Genomic DNA, 15,248 nt, shown 5'->3' on the forward strand with positions numbered 1-15,248 from the left:
ACATTCTTCCGATCTCTCATTACTCCTATCCCATCGACGGAAAAAACGTGGAAGAGATTTTTGTTTAAACTGGTAGTAACGCTCTGATACTTGACAAAGATTTATCGTAGCTTGCTTGAATTCACCTTGACTAGCGAGCTCTTCTATAGCATAGGAAAACTGCAATTGATCTAACATTGACTGACATAGCTTGGGAAAAGCCTTATTTTGACTCTTTATCTTTCTAAGTTGCTCTATTTGTTCTTTTCTGGTAATAAATTGGCGTCTGCATATGTCCTGAGGAACAAGGTTTTTTAGTTGATCGTCTGCTCTTCTAGCACTAGTACACTGAAATACACCAAAGGTAATGACTAGAAACAAGGCGATCAAGCCACCCCAAAAACTAATGGGTGATGGGATTCTGCTAGTTGATGGGGTAGCCGAGGTTGTGGCTTGGTCTGGCTCTAAAGGTACTACAGTTGATTGGTTGGGCTCGTCAGTTGTCAGATCTGGGTGTTTGGGCTCGTCAGTTGTTAGATCTTGGTGTTGAGTAACTGGGGTGATTGATAGGTTAGGAAAAGCCATGGCGATGGCTTGATCAGTAGCATCTGTCGTCAGCTCAGATGCCAACCAATAGTCTGTACTGGTCAACTGTGCTAACTCTTGAGCTACCCAGTTGAGATTAAAAACAGCCTCATAAATACGGTTAGAAACTTTTAAATTTCCCCCCTGGTTAATCACCACACCGGAGTTGAGCAACACTTTTTGTTCCCAACTGTCATTTGCCATCATGGCTCCCTGCAAAATTTTCTGATACAGCCGCAGGAATTGTTCTTCGAGCAAGAAACTACGAATATCTTGCAGAAGTTCAGCGGCTTCCTGAGTTTCCCAATTTTCAACGAAGTGAGTTTTGACGAGTTCTTCGACTTTAAGAGCTTCCTCACCAACAGGGATGGGAGATTTAAAGTCAAGGATAACTTGACAAAGCTTCTGGGTCAAAAAAGGCTGAGAGCCAGTCCATGCCAGTACCTCGTCTAAGATAACATCAGGGTTGATCAGATGTTCCGCCAATGCGGGTTTGAATGGTTCGAGGATTTTAGCCACCTCAGGTTTATCCTGCTTAGAGGTCATTTCATTCCTTGTGTATTCCAGACTATTTTTCCTTCAAACATATTTTGTGATAGTCTTAAATTTTGGATCAAGATTAACAAGGAATTTCTATGACCTACAAGCCAGGTTATCGGTAAGACATGGGGTTTCGACTACATGTCCATTACATCCAACCCCTCTGATGGCATAACCTTTCCCCCATAGGACTTAACTACATCTTCAAACAAGGGCATATCATCCTGTGGGATTCCCACTACTACTACCATTTTGGCATATTCCTCTGCTCCTTCTTCCTTGTATTCTATTTGCTCGAAGGGCAGGTCTGTTGTCCAATCGTCTAAATTGCTATTAATCATAGGGATGTTGGGCAACAGTTCTTCAACTGGGATAGCGCGAGGTTTAAAAGGTAGATCCACGCAAAATCGAGGCAGTGCCTGATGAGAAAAATTAACGAAATCCACGGGATTGGTAAAGACGACGGATACTTGGACTTTCATAATCTATGCTATGCTATTCAATCTATTGAGACCGATTTGAATTAATACATCATAGCAAAGATAAGCAGTAAGCTTACCCCGGGCTGTTGGCGTAGCCTGCCGCCAGGCATAGCACGGGGGCTTTCGCCCAGGCAACAGGCGCGTTGGTTTTCAGTACCCCTAGCTAACTAACGCCCTTAGACTCCCAATTAATTGAGCCTAAGGGTTAAGGGCTGAACCTCTAGGTCTGCTTACTCTACGGAAACCCGTAGCTTCTACAACCGAGTCAATTCCCGGACGACCCCATTGAGAATTAAGAATTGAGAATTGAGAATTGAGAATTGGTATTTCTGAATTCTTGATTCTTGATTCTTGATTCTTCAACATTGCTCCGATTTACGTATCACTCGCCGATACTAACCTACTGGCCTAGCCGTTTTCTCCGGAGCTAAGAGTGCCTTGGCCAATTTCAACCTATATCTATTATACTTGACTGGGGTTAAAACTGCTATGCCGCTTCATCCCGGAGACGAAACCTTTGTTTCTTACGTGAGACAGCCTCTGACTTGCAGTCATGCCAAATCTGGGTCTAATAGCACCGTTAACCAAACTGGTAATATGAACAGTATATTATATCGCAATGACTCAATTTAGGAACTGATGCCTGGTGAATAAAGACGTATCAAGCAGTTTGGTTTACGAGTTCCAGCCTCATCAGATTATTTGCTTAGAGCATGACAATACTCGTTTATACGCTGAAGTTATCGAATTTGTGTCATCGCGACAAATGTGTTGGGTGCGTTCTATGATATTCGTCACCTTGCATAGTCAAGAGCCTGTGCCAGTGAAACCCCCTGAACAGCTTACTCTTTACGACCTACGCTCTGGACCGGATTTACTTTGGCCAGCGAGTTTATTACGACTAGCCTTAGACACTGAAGTAATTCCCCTCTTGGTTCGGTTAGATGACCCTGATGTCAATGTAGAAAGTGACCCTGATGCTCGCCAGCAACTAAGTTATTTTATCTGTGCAGTTTGGCAAGCTTATCCAGACAAGTTTTAAGTTTTGTTAATGGTTAATCGGTCATAGGACTTTGCCAACTCCATGGTGATCTGATCACGACTCAAGCAGTAGCAAGTCAGACCCCTTAGGAGAGTAAACTACAGTTGTAGGGGTTTTGCCACATGTAGCTGTCAGAGCTTGCCCCAACCCTGAAAGTCATGGCTAAAAGTCATGGCTAAAAGTCATGGAGTAGTTACCAAGCCTCCGAGCTGGTCTAGCCTTAGTTTATAACCACTTTTTCTAGTGACTCGGAACTAGCTGTACGCGACCAGCATCCATCTCAGACATTAATAATTCCAGTGCTTCGTAATCCACATCAGAGATGTAACCCGTTTGAGTTAGTTCGTAGTTAATTGCATTCTCTATATCAGGAGTCAACTGCCTAATATAGAGGGCTTTTTCTACTAGTTGACGAATAACAAAGGTAGTTTTCACAATTACTTACCCACAATTCCATATAAATTTATTGTCTTCTGAAGTTACTAGCCACTATAGTGATCTTTATCTTATTGGTATGTGATCTAAATCACTGATAAGGTGGATTTGTACTCTCTTAAATACATATTATAAGCCTTTTGGACTTAACTCATAAAGCTTAACCTGAACGTAAGAAGCTATGCCGTTTCAAGGGTTAGAGGTATTGAAGTTTAGGTGCGACCCGTTCCCGTAGCGTCGGCTTTGCCCAAAGGTGCGACCCAAGGGCGATTTACTCGCCCTTGGAGGCGCGCACCTAAGGCAGTTATAAGGACATACTGCTTAGTACTACTTGCCTCTACACCCTAGTTAACGTTATACTTATCTAAAGCTAAACATTTGGCTCAAGCCTATAAAAAAAGTCTTATATTTCTATGTCAGGGCAGCTCTATTTAGTGAATGTAACAAAAATTATAAAAATTTAATCCCTACTTATAGGCATGAAATGAGCGATGCTCTTAGCCACTTAGACCATCGGAAATGAAAAATAAATAAATTACTTAACTTGAAAAAAGTAATATATGATACATTTTGTTGATGGTAAGTTTTATGAAGATTTCAAAAACCATTAGCCATCTGTAAAGATTCGGCAAAGTATCTCAGAAGTGGTATGGAATTAGCAAAATTCCATACTATCTTCAATATATTCTCTAGAAAATTTTATTGGATTTGACCAAGTGAGGATTCTGCTCATGACACAGGCGACCCTGAGTGCAAAATTAAGAATTATTCAACCTTCCGGTCATATTAACGCTTCTAATGCAATTGAGTTTAAAAGTCAGTTGACAGAAGCTGTGGTGGCTGCTGAGGATTCGGCTTTGTTGGTTGATATGCATAAGTTAGAGTCTCTCGACAGTGCTGGCTTAATGGCCTTAATTCATGCCCTGAAGCTAGCAAGAAGTCTAGAGAGGCGCTTTGGTCTTTGCTCCGTAGCTCCTTCAATTCGCATTATGCTGGAGCTAACTAAATTAGATGGGGTGTTTGAGATTTTTGAGAGCCATGAGGCTTTTGCTACAGCCCTCTAGGGGGTTGGAGTAGGTTGGGAAGCTAACTCAATGGCTCTGAGTGCAGCAAAATAATAGGAAATCTAAGGAAGATTAAGTGCTTACAGCGATGATGATGGGAGGAGATAGGGAAATACCAGTCAAGAAGTCTGGTGGTTCTTATCTCCCTCACTTCATCCAACTTCACCCAACCCGATCTCTACCCTGAGTACTGATAAAATGAATGGTGGATCAGGGCTAACTGCATTGAAAGCAGTAATAAAGTTTCTATGGGAATCACTGTAGAGGAAATACTAACACCAGACATCAACAGACCAGCCCGTTACTTAGGTAACGAGTTGGGAGCAGTCCATAAACCTTGGGAAGAAGCTGAGGTACGCTGGGTATTGACTTATCCAGAAATCTATGAAGTGGGCGCTTCTAACTTAGGCCATATCATCCTCTACAATATATTGAATTGTCAACCTAGGCAGTTATGCGATCGCGCCTATCTACCAGCGCCAGACTTGGCAGCTAAATTACGTTCCACTCAAACTCCTCTGTTTGCTGTCGAGAATCGGCGACCTCTGACAGATTTTGATATTATTGGCTTTAGCCTTAGCTATGAATTAGGGGCAACCAACATCTTGGAAATGTTGGATTTGGCAGGAATTCCTCTTACCTGGAAAGACCGTGCTGAGTTTGATATATCGGAAATCCCCCTAATTTTTGCAGGTGGACAAACGGCGACATCGAATCCTGAACCCTATGCTGATTTCTTAGATTTTGTTGATCTTGGCGATGGGGAAGAATTGTTGCCAGAGATTGGCTTAGTAATCGAAGAGGGCAAAGCAGCTGGCTTAAGTCGAGAAGCGTTACTCCTGGATTTGGCTCAGATACCAGGGGTGTATGTCCCCCAATTCTATGATATGACTGAGGATGGCTCAGTTAAACCCAACCGCCCTGATGTGCCGAAGCGGATTTTGCGGCGTGTGGCTACACCGATGCCTGCCTATGCTATTGGACTAGTACCCTATATCCAAACGGTTCATGACCGACTCAAGATCGAAGTGCGGCGGGGCTGTACTCGCGGTTGTCGGTTCTGCCAACCTGGGATGCTGACTCGACCAGCGCGGGATGTGGCACCAGAAAAAGTGGTGGAAGCTATTGAAGAAGGGATGCGTGCTACAGGGTATAACGAGTTTTCCCTTCTATCCCTGAGTTGTTCCGATTACCTGGCTCTACCAGCGGTGGGGATGGAAATCAAAAATCGTCTTAAGGATCAGAATATTTCCTTGTCCCTACCGAGTCAGCGGGTAGACCGCTTTGATGAAAATATTGCCAATATCCTAGGGGGAAATCGCCAGAGTGGCTTGACCTTTGCCCCAGAAGCAGGAACTCAGCGGATGCGGGATATTGTGAATAAGGGACTGACTAATGAAGAACTGCTCAGGGGAGTAAAGACGGCATTTGAGCAAGGCTGGGAGAAAGTCAAGCTCTATTTTATGATTGGTTTGCCCGGTGAAACGGATGCGGATGTGTTGGGGATTGCGGAAACGGTGCGTTGGTTGCAGCAGGAGTGCCGTGCCAAAGGGAGGAAAACCCTTAAGTTTAACATAACTGTTTCTAATTTTACCCCAAAACCTCACACCCCATTCCAGTGGCATTCCGTATCGACTTCGGAGTTTAAACGCAAGCAGGAATTGCTCAAACAAGTATTTGGTCAGATCAGGGGGGTGAAGGTTAATTACACCGATGTTCGGATTTCGGCCATGGAAGATTTCGTGGGACGGGGTGACAGACGCTTAAGTGCGGTGGTGCGCCGTGCTTGGGAATTGGGGGCAGGGATGGATGCCTGGATGGAAAGCTTGGATCGGGCATTTGCTGCTTGGGAAAATGCGATCGCTTCATCAGGTCTAACCTGGAAATATCGCCAAGTAGAAAATGGCGAATGGAACGTGATGGCGGGTGTAGAAGAGTTGCAAGTTGGAAGGTTGAAGGTTGAAAGTTCAGATCAACCAGCTAACCTACAACCAGCTAACCTACAACCAACTAACCTTGGCCAAAAGGCCACGCTACGCGAACAACCGTCTAACCTTGGCCAAAAGGCCACGCTACGCGAACAACCTTCAACCCTTCAACCTTCAACCCTTCAACCTTCAACCCTTCAACCTTCAACCCTTCAACCTTCAACCCTTAACGCCCTTGATGCTCCCTTGCCTTGGGATCATATTGATACGGGAATTGATAAGAATTGGCTCAAGGAAGATTTACAAAAGGCCTTAGATGCAGCAACGGTACCGGATTGTTCCTTTGATGGGTGTTCTCACTGTGGTGTGTGTGGGATTGATTTTGGTCATAATGTAGTGATTGACCCGCCGCAGATTCCGCAATTTGCTGGTCACTTTAAACCCAATACTAATAAGGATCAGCGGCTGCGGGTTTGGTTTGGAAAGTTGGGGGATATGACCTTGTTGGGTCATCTGGATTTGGCAAGTCTGTTTGAGAGAGCAGTAAGACGGGCGTCACTACCAATTCGCTATAGTGGGGGGTTTCGGGCTAATGCTCGGATTATGATTGCTAATGCATTGCCCTTGGGAGCGTCTAGTAGTGGGGAGATTGTGGAGTTTGAGTTAACTGAGAAAATGCCAGTTGAGGAGTTTAGGGAAAGGCTGGTGTCTGAGTTGCCTATAGAGATTCCGGTGTATGGGGTTGAAGCAGTGGATTTGAAGGAACCTGCTGGAACTCAGCTGTTGGAAAAGGCTGAGTATTTGATTCGAGTTGAGGCAATGTCATCGGTGTCTTGGGAAGAGTGGCAGGGTTGGATTGAAGCAATTAAGGGTAGTAAGGAAATTTGGTGGGAGCGGTTTACGAAGTCGGGTAAGAAGCAGTGGGTGAATTTATGCGATCGCTTATTTGAGTTCGAGGTGATGGAACCCCAAAAACCCAAAGATGGTGAAGAGGAGGTTGCAGAGTCTGGGGTAGTTTTGCAGTATGTGGGGAGTTGTTTGAATGATGGCACCATGTTGCGACCAGAGCATATTATTTATATGTTGGATCAGGTGGCGCAGCAGGAGTTTCGTTTGTTGCATGTTCATCGGCAACGGTTGATTCTGCGCAATTGAGAAATTTGGTGTGGCATTGCTGAATCTTCGGATGAATATGAGTGGGGTGGGCATCCTGCCTGCCCAAAAAGATCCGGTGCGCTTGACCCATTAAGAATTAAATTCGCCACGGGTCGCACCGTCAGGAACGGGCAAGATGCCCATTCCACAAAAGTCTTCAAATCATTCCATTATTAAGCAACGCTGCCGGGAGAGGAGTTGCTGCTTCAAGGAATGGTATAATCAAAAGAAAACCACTGCTTTGATAAGGAAAGCCAATGGTACGGGAGTAACCAAAATTAGCCATTAGCCATTACACATTACCAATTACCAAGAATTATATTCTCACTGAGCTAAATTGATCTAGCTAACAATTACTTATTATTTCTAATCCTACCATTAGGCATAATAGTGTTACAGAAAATAGCATCATTTAATTCAGCCTTAGCTAATTTAGCCTTTTTAAGATTAGCATGGCTAAAATTAGCCTCACTCAAATCAGCATCATGAAAGTCAACACCTTCTAAATTGGCATAACTTAGGTTTGCGCCCCTCAAGTCACTATTATACAGTCTTGCACCACTCAAATTAGCATGACTAAGGTTAGCGCCAGACATTTCCTCATAACCAAGGTTGATATTTTTCAAGTCTAAACCGCTTAAGTCAGCCTCTGCACAAATAAAGATTGCTCCTGCTTTTGATGGGTTAAATCCAGTCGGAAACTCAGTGCATGACGTATAGATAGCTTTAGTAAAATTTATACTACTAAGGTCAGCTTTTTTCCAGCCATCAACCCCTAGCATACGGGCATAACTGAGGTTAGCATTGCTCAGGTCAGAATCACCTAGGTAAACGTCACATAAGGTAGCATAAGTAAAATTGGCATCCGTGAGCTTACTACCAGCCATATAGATTACAGATAAATCAGCATAGCTCAGATCAGTACCACTAAAGTCGCAGTTTTCCAAGGTTGATTCAGATGCTACTAGATGACTCAAGTTAGCCTTAGTGAGGTTGGAATTTTCGATAGTGGTTTCATATAGGTAAACATTCCTCAAGTTAGCATGACTTAGATCCACATCATCCCAACTAGCTTCCTCTAAATCAGCATTACTCAAGTCAGCATAATTTAGACAAACACCCTTGAGGTTAGTACTTTTCAAGTTAGCCTTTTTAAAATTAATACCAGAAAAATCTCTTTCACCGGCTTCGTAGCGTTTTAGGAATTCATCACGATTCATAGTATGCCCCTTATTTGTTTAATATTAGATAGTAATCATCCTGATTATATCGTAAAAAAAAATTTTATTAGTATTTTCATGGGTTGGGTTAATGATTAATGGTTAATAGTTGTTAGTACTTAATGGTATCAAGCCTAATCTAAGGGTGCCTAATCCTTAATTCTTAATCCCTCATCCCTGATCCTTTATCCTTAATGTGCCGATCAGCAGATGAAATTGCTCCCAACTCCATAAACTTGACGTAGTCATAACGAGTTTTGGTTATTTTAGCAGAACAGAAAAATAAAGGTTAGGTTAGTTTTATAGGGAGTTAATTTGCTGTCAGGTTACAAAATAGTTGATTGTTGATTAGGCTTTAGGGATAAACCATGAACTATAGTAATCCTACATGAATCGTGAAATTTCCTGATCCGAAGTTACCTTGTAAAAAAATTCTGCTTTAATTGTGTCTGACTACTTACGACCTATAAAGGCAACTTAATAATCCAGTTCGATTAGACCAAGACTATGACTACAACTGAGCGTAAAACAGAGAATAAAATGGAAGTGCCTAGGACAACTAGTGAAGTTATTCGCATCAAACCTCAACAGTTTATTCATGTGCTAGACAACAACACCGGTGTTACCCGACTGGAGGTTGGTCCTCAAACCATTACCCTTCGCGATCACGAGCGGCTGATCTTAAAACCTGAACCGATGATTATTGTGCCGCCTCGGTATTATTGTGTGGTTGCTAATCCGTTACTCCGGGATGAAGACGGTCAACCCATTGCTGATCAGCATGGTCAAATTCGACTGCGCTACGGTGATCTGGAAATTCGTTTCGCGCAAGATCCGTTTCCCCTTTATCCAAACGAGAAACTAGTAGGGGATGTCACCCAACTGGCAGTAGTCGAGACCAATCAAGCACTGCGTCTGAGAGCAATTCGGGATTTTACCGATACCGTTACGAGAATACTTGATGGAGAAACCCAGACTGAAACAATTAACCGTTTAGCAGGTGATGAATGGCTATTTGAAGGACCTGGAACCTATATTCCCCGAGTGGAGGTGGAAGTAGTTGAGACAGTAACAGCTGAGGTGATTAAACCTAACCAAGCCTTACACCTGTTAGCACGGCAAAATTGCACCGATCGTCAAAGGAATAGACGTAGAGCAGGTGAAGAATGGCTCGTTAGAGAAGAAGGAGCCTATTTACCTGGTGTAGATGAAGAAGTAATTGGCATTATTAATGCTTACATTTTGACAGAACAAAAAGCATTACATCTCAAAGCTAAACGCACCTTTACTGATATTTTGGTCGTCAGCGTAAAGCTGGAGATGAATGGTTGGTCACCTTTGAAGATGCAGAAATTCATATTCCCGATGTTTATGAAGATGTAGTGGGAGAAGTCACGATTACTACCCTGAGCGATCACGAATGGTGTATTGTGGTTGACCCCATTGATGAGTCTGGTAAACCTCAGCTGGGTATGCGAGAGATTCGCCAGGGGAGAACATCATTTTTCTTGCATCCCGGTGAGTCCTTGGAGAATGGTATCCAAAACATCTATGTTCTCAGTGAGCTGGAAGCACTGTTGCTTCGAGCCAAAGAAGCTTTTAATGAGGGAGAAGGTGACCAGGTCATTACTCATCAACCAGGGGATTTATGGATGATTGCTGGGCCACAAGATTATATTCCCCGTGTGGAAGTGGAAGTGGTTGAGAAGCGTCAAGCCATTCCCCTCGATAAGAATGAAGGTATCTATGTGCGTAATATTCAGACTGGTGAACTCAAGCTGGTCGGTGGTCCTCAGGCTTATATGCTCACTCCCTATGAGAAGCTTTGGGAAAAAGAACTGCCATCGGTAGTTGAGGAACTGTTGATGCAAAAAATCGACCCATTGTCTGGACGTGGTCAGCATTCTTTAGCTGGGGGCGATCAGTCGGAGGGAAAATCAGGAGTGCGCCAACGTCTATCCCAACGGGATAAGACTAGAGCAGTTGTGTTTCATATTCCTCAAAATGCTGCTGTGCAGCTCCATGACTATAAAAACAGAACTGCCAGAACTGTATTTGGACCGGACTTGGTGATGCTCGAACCAGATGAAGCCTTTACGGTACTTTCTTTATCAGGTAGCAAGCCCAAACGACCTAATGTCATCAAATCCTTAGCCTTATTACTCGGTCCTGATTTTATGACCGATATCTTTACCGTAGAGACAGCAGACCATACCAGATTGCAGCTACAGCTGTCCTATAACTGGTACTTTGATGTGGACAGACACGATGAACAAACTGCAGCCAGACTGTTTCAAGTACCTGATTTTGTGGGAGATACTTGTAAAGCGATCGCATCCCGAGTGCGGGGTGCTGTAGCAGGGGAAAAATTTGATGAATTTCACCGCAATTCAGCCCGGATTATCCGACTGGCGGTGTTTGGCACTGATGAAGAAGGTCATATTCGAGATGAATTTCGTTTCCGAGCCAATAACCTAGTAATTACCAATATTGACATTCAGTCAGTGGAGCCAGTGGATGAAGAAACCTTAAGGAGCTTGCAAAAGTCAGTGCAGCTAGCGATTCAAATTACCACTGATGCTCAAGAAGCTGCTGCACGCCAAGATGCGGAACGGATTGAGCAAGAAGCGAAAGCCAGGTTGGAAAGGCAAGTAATTTTGGATCAAAGTGCAGCAGAAGCAGAACGCAAAAAACTTCTAGAATTACAAGCAGAAAATATAGCCATTGAGTCTACAGGTCAGGCAACAGCAGAAGCAAGAGCTAAGGCTGAAGCGGCTCAGATTCAAGGACAATTAGCAGTTAACTTGGCTCAGCAAGACGCCGAGGCGGCTCGGATTCGCAATGAAATGGAGTTAGCTCAACTCAAAGCACGTCAGGAAGCTGAATTAGCCCATCAACAGAGTTTGAATAACCTAGAGATTGCCAAAGCTGAGCGTATGGCTCACATTAAGAGTGAAGAATACCGACAGAAAGTAGAAGCAATTGGTCCTCAAACCATTCAAGCGATCGCACAAGCAGGTCCGGAAATGCAGGCAAGACTTCTAGAAGCACTTGGTATCCAGAGTGTTTTGATTACCGATGGCAAAAATCCCATCAATCTATTTGGTGCAGCTAATGGTCTGATTACTCCCCCAACTTCTAACTAAGTGCATCTGTGTCTGCTGCTTGCTGTGTCTGCTGCGCGCTGGCACGGCTTCCCTTATACACAGATACACGGATAACCCAACGCTATCTTACCGGTCTATCTTACCGGTCTATCTGTGTCGAAGGTTGAGAGTTGAGGTGTTGCTCAACTCTGTTAATGACCCCTAGTACGAGAAACAGAGCAAATACTACAGCAACACCGATAGCAGTCCACTTGAAAAAAACTAACTTTGGCCGACCTTTAGCTGGATAACCACAACTGAGGCAAATTTCATCGTTGGTGCTGGTTAAAGAGCCACAAACGTTACACTGTTCTAAAGCCATAGTTCTTGGAAATCTCTACCGTCATAAGATAACTGAAAAAATTATCAGGTGGGTAGAGTACTTTGAGCCTTCGTTACCAACTCCTTGATCCCCAAGTTGCTTAGTTCAAGTGGGTAGGTTACAAAAAAATCAGGGCACAAGGGAAAACCTCCAGGTATGAAGCCTGTGACCAATTACCGATTACCCATTCCTAATCATGGCCTCAGGACACAATTTAATTCTGGATCTAACCACAGTTCTAGGGGCTTCTGCTCTGGGAGGCTACCTTGCCAATCGGCTACGTCAACCTGTACTTTTAGGCTATTTAGCCAGTGGTTTATTGGTTGGTCCGTTTGGTCTTAAACTCGTAGGCGAATTAGAACAAGTCAAATCCCTAGCTGAAATTGGGATTGTTTTTTTGTTATTCACCTATGGGGTAGAATTTTCTCTATCCCAGCTTAAACGATTTAAAGATATTGTCCTGAAAGGTAGTTTACTGCAAATTAGTCTCACTATTACCCTAGTTGCAGTTTTAGCCAATGGACTTGGTTGGGTTGACGGATTTACTCCGGGAATAATGCTCGGATTCATCATCTCCCTTTCCTCCACCTCAGTAGTTCTTAAAACTCTGATGGAGAGAGGAGAAACCAATACCATTCATGGTCAAGTGATGCTGGCAATTTTGATTGCTCAAGACCTTAGTTTAGGTCTGATGTTAGCCGTCATCCCCGCCCTTCAGCAGCCCTCAGATATTGGCTCAGCTTTAGTTGTTGCTTTACTCAAAGCTTTGGTGTTTCTAGCTGCTGCTCTAGCCGCCGGTCGCTGGATAGTTCCCCATCTCATTAAATATATTGCCCGCACTGAAAACAGTGAGCTATTTCTGATCACAGTAATTGCCCTGTGTTTAGGGATTGCTTTGATTACTGCTGGACTTGGTCTATCCGTTGAAATGGGAGCATTTGTGGCAGGCTTAATGATGGCTGAAATTGATTATGCTGACCAAGCAGTTGCCAAAATAATTCCCCTTAAAGATACGTTTGTATGTTTATTTTTTGCATCCATAGGAATGCTCATTGAGCCGGAAGTGCTGCTCGAAAACTTCGGCATAATCATCGGTTTAGTGATGTTAGTCATGGGGGGCAAAGCAGCCATTATCCTACCGATTGTACTGAAATTTGGCTATTCCTTTAAAACTGCTTTTATTGCTAGTTTTGGTCTCAATCAAATTGGAGAATTTTCCTTTGTATTAGCAGTGGTTGGCTTTGAGTTAGGATTTATCACTAGGGATCAGTATCTACTCCTGGTGGGAACCACAGCCATTACCCTAGTCCTGACACCCATGTGGCTGAGATGGTCTCCCCGAATAGCAGACCACCTGGTAAATCTGCCGTTTCTGAAAAACTACCTGCGTCAGTTTCAGGGCACTAAAGCTTTGTCAATTCCAGAAACGATTTGTAATCATGTGGTAGTGGCTGGCTATGGACGAGTGGGGCGAGTACTGGTCAACATCCTGCGCAATCAAGGGCATCAGGTACTAGTGATTGAAAATAGCGAAGCTGCTATTCAACGATTAAGACATGAAAAAATTCCCTATATGTTTGGGGATGCTCACTCGGAACTGGTGTTAGAAAAAGCCCATCTAGAAAAAGCTAAAGCCCTAGCCATTGCTCTGCCCGATCCTGGCAGTACCCGCTTGTTGCTCAAACGTGCCCTCAAGTTTGCCCCAGGACTGGATATTGTGGCTCGTTCTCACAAAAATAGCGAAATTGACCTACTTACCCAGTTAGGGGCGCGGGAAGTAGTGCAACCAGAATTTGAGGCAGCATTGGAAATGGGAGCCCATGTGCTAGTAGCATTGGGAGAAACCCCAGGGATGATTCAGTCGGTCATCAATCGGATTCACCAAGACCGCTATTTGAGTGTACGACCTGAACAAGCTACCTATTCAAAGCAGCAAGACATCACTGATGTTGCCCAAGAACTCCACAGTGAGTGGGTGACTTTGAGTCAAACTTCCCGTCTAGATTGGGTAACTCTGGCAGCAGCAGATATCCGTAACGTGACTGGGGTAACAGTTTTGACAATTCAACAAGGTAATGATATAGTCCACTACCCACAAGGTAAGATGACGTTGCGTTCAGGGGATCGATTGCTAGTTGTTGGGGAACCGGAAGAATTAGCAGCGTTTAGAGACTGGATCGAAAGTCGCAGTTTCCTTAGTGAGGGATCTAAGCATTGGGTAACTTTGGTAGAGAATTCAAGTTTGGTGGGTATGAAGCCAATTGATCTCCAGAATCAATACAATGTCATAGTTCAGGCGTTGCGTAGACAAGGGAAACTGTATAATCCGGTGGATGAAGCTGGAGTATTGCAGGTGGGGGATTGTGTGTTGTTGTCTGGGGAATGGGATGAGGACTGAATGATCTGGTGCGCGAGACGATGCGATTAGCCCGAAGGGCTACGCTACGCGAACGCATCCTTCGAGAGCCGAATCCCCCGATTTCACATAAATCCATACAGCAAGCAAATTTTTCTCAAACTAATTCTCAAACTAACTAGACACCCTTAGCAAAATACTATATACTATACAATAGTGACATTATGACAGTTGCTTCCTCAGCAACTGGTGTTCTGGGTGTGCTTTAGGCTGAGAAGTAGGTTCGAGGCAAGATAATATAGACAGCATACCAGGCGTTTGTTTGGCATCAGGGCTAAAGTAGGTCAAAGACAGTTAGGTATAAACAAGTCCCATCAGTTCTTGGGTCTGCTTTAGGTCAATAAGTGCTTACACTTTCGTGGATCAAGGGATACTGAGTTATTAGCAACTTAAGTCCCAGCGAAGTCAGGCGAGTTTAATAGCCTTTTCTGACCAGTAAACGCAATTGAAGGATAATCTAGCTCGACCCTCATGCCGAGCTAGATAAAAGTGGGCTCTCTGCTTATTTTTTGAGGAGAGGTTTATCCACTATAAATAGTGACCAGGTTTATAATGACCAGGTTTGTGGCACAAAGGGAATTCAGGTTTGTGAATATCCCTGCTGCCAGACTGCTGCAATGTCTACAAAGGAGAAACCCGTGTCTGTCGGTATCCTCGGTACCAAACTCGGTATGACCCAAGTGTTCGATGATGAAGGAAGAGCGATTCCTGTAACCATCGTCCAAGCAGGGCCATGTACTGTGACCCAAATAAAAACCAACCAGACAGATGGCTACAATGCCATTCAAATTGGTTATGACCAAGTCAAGCCTAAGGCAATTACTAAGCCTGAAATAGGACACTTGGCTAAGTCCAGCGCCCCACCCTTACGCCACCTACGTGAGTACCGCGTGGATGATAGCAGTAAGTTTGAACTGGCTGACCCAGTTCAAAA

10 protein-coding genes and 2 pseudogenes are annotated in these 15,248 nt (G+C 43.9%); 7 read left to right on the forward strand and 5 right to left on the reverse strand.

Going from position 1 to position 15,248, the window contains the following annotated elements:
• Together F6J94_RS17145 and F6J94_RS17150 are read right to left on the reverse strand one after the other, a co-directional pair.
• Positions 1–1,110, reverse strand: a pseudogene (locus tag F6J94_RS17145) (hypothetical protein); the annotation flags it as partial.
• Positions 1,111–1,241: 131 nt separating this feature from the next.
• Positions 1,242–1,586, reverse strand: coding sequence for a hypothetical protein (locus tag F6J94_RS17150; protein ID WP_293020911.1), 345 nt, complete (start codon positions 1,584–1,586; stop codon positions 1,242–1,244).
• A gap of 646 nt (positions 1,587–2,232) precedes the next feature.
• On the opposite strand from F6J94_RS17150, the gene F6J94_RS17155 reads away from it, so the two are divergent.
• Positions 2,233–2,628 (forward strand): hypothetical protein, encoded by a 396-nt coding sequence (locus tag F6J94_RS17155; protein ID WP_293042548.1) that lies wholly within the window; start codon positions 2,233–2,235, stop codon positions 2,626–2,628.
• Between the two features lie 240 nt (positions 2,629–2,868).
• Here F6J94_RS17155 and F6J94_RS17160 read toward each other — a convergent pair whose 3' ends face one another.
• Positions 2,869–3,063: a hypothetical protein gene (locus F6J94_RS17160; protein WP_071102195.1), complete on the reverse strand. Its 195-nt coding sequence runs from the start codon at positions 3,061–3,063 to the stop codon at positions 2,869–2,871.
• 731 nt (positions 3,064–3,794) lie between these two features.
• Between F6J94_RS17160 and F6J94_RS17165 the strand changes: the two genes are divergently transcribed.
• Together F6J94_RS17165 and F6J94_RS17170 are read left to right on the forward strand one after the other, a co-directional pair.
• The gene (locus F6J94_RS17165) at positions 3,795–4,127 is read left to right on the forward strand and encodes an STAS domain-containing protein (RefSeq protein WP_293020909.1); all 333 of its coding nucleotides are present in this window, start codon (positions 3,795–3,797) and stop codon (positions 4,125–4,127) included.
• Between the two features lie 248 nt (positions 4,128–4,375).
• Entirely contained in the window at positions 4,376–7,210 is a 2,835-nt protein-coding gene (locus tag F6J94_RS17170; protein WP_293042553.1) for a TIGR03960 family B12-binding radical SAM protein, read from the forward strand.
• 353 nt (positions 7,211–7,563) lie between these two features.
• Here F6J94_RS17170 and F6J94_RS17175 read toward each other — a convergent pair whose 3' ends face one another.
• Positions 7,564–8,430, reverse strand: a complete 867-nt coding sequence (locus F6J94_RS17175; protein ID WP_293042560.1) for a pentapeptide repeat-containing protein — start codon at positions 8,428–8,430, stop codon at positions 7,564–7,566.
• Positions 8,431–8,937: 507 nt separating this feature from the next.
• Between F6J94_RS17175 and F6J94_RS17180 the strand changes: the two genes are divergently transcribed.
• Positions 8,938–9,813 (forward strand): hypothetical protein, encoded by an 876-nt coding sequence (locus F6J94_RS17180; protein ID WP_293042565.1) that lies wholly within the window; start codon positions 8,938–8,940, stop codon positions 9,811–9,813.
• Entirely contained in the window at positions 9,759–11,576 is a 1,818-nt protein-coding gene (locus tag F6J94_RS17185; RefSeq protein WP_293042570.1) for a hypothetical protein, read from the forward strand. The genes F6J94_RS17180 and F6J94_RS17185 overlap by 55 nt, the downstream gene beginning before the upstream one ends.
• 100 nt (positions 11,577–11,676) lie before the next feature.
• Here the strand turns inward: F6J94_RS17185 and F6J94_RS17190 are convergent, their stop codons facing one another.
• The gene (locus tag F6J94_RS17190; protein WP_293042579.1) at positions 11,677–11,898 is read right to left on the reverse strand and encodes a hypothetical protein; all 222 of its coding nucleotides are present in this window, start codon (positions 11,896–11,898) and stop codon (positions 11,677–11,679) included.
• 196 nt (positions 11,899–12,094) lie between these two features.
• On the opposite strand from F6J94_RS17190, the gene F6J94_RS17195 reads away from it, so the two are divergent.
• Both F6J94_RS17195 and F6J94_RS17200 read left to right on the forward strand, forming a co-directional pair.
• Entirely contained in the window at positions 12,095–14,296 is a 2,202-nt protein-coding gene (locus F6J94_RS17195; protein ID WP_293042584.1) for a cation:proton antiporter, read from the forward strand.
• Positions 14,297–14,952: 656 nt separating this feature from the next.
• A pseudogene (locus F6J94_RS17200) lies at positions 14,953–15,248 on the forward strand (50S ribosomal protein L3); the annotation flags it as partial.

It is taken from the genome of Moorena sp. SIO1F2, from assembly GCF_010672755.1.
Classification (GTDB): domain Bacteria; phylum Cyanobacteriota; class Cyanobacteriia; order Cyanobacteriales; family Coleofasciculaceae; genus Moorena.

What these genes read in the sequence shown, in the direction of transcription:
- F6J94_RS17195 (WP_293042584.1), top strand. Translation starts at nt 12,095, where the DNA reads ATGGCCTCAGGACACAATTTAATTCTGGATCTAACCACAGTTCTAGGG.
- F6J94_RS17150 (WP_293020911.1), bottom strand. Translation starts at nt 1,586, where the DNA reads ATGAAAGTCCAAGTATCCGTCGTCTTTACCAATCCCGTGGATTTCGTT.
- F6J94_RS17165 (WP_293020909.1), top strand. Translation starts at nt 3,795, where the DNA reads ATGACACAGGCGACCCTGAGTGCAAAATTAAGAATTATTCAACCTTCC.
- F6J94_RS17170 (WP_293042553.1), top strand. Translation starts at nt 4,376, where the DNA reads ATGGGAATCACTGTAGAGGAAATACTAACACCAGACATCAACAGACCA.
- F6J94_RS17175 (WP_293042560.1), bottom strand. Translation starts at nt 8,430, where the DNA reads ATGAATCGTGATGAATTCCTAAAACGCTACGAAGCCGGTGAAAGAGAT.
- F6J94_RS17180 (WP_293042565.1), top strand. Translation starts at nt 8,938, where the DNA reads ATGACTACAACTGAGCGTAAAACAGAGAATAAAATGGAAGTGCCTAGG.
- F6J94_RS17190 (WP_293042579.1), bottom strand. Translation starts at nt 11,898, where the DNA reads ATGGCTTTAGAACAGTGTAACGTTTGTGGCTCTTTAACCAGCACCAAC.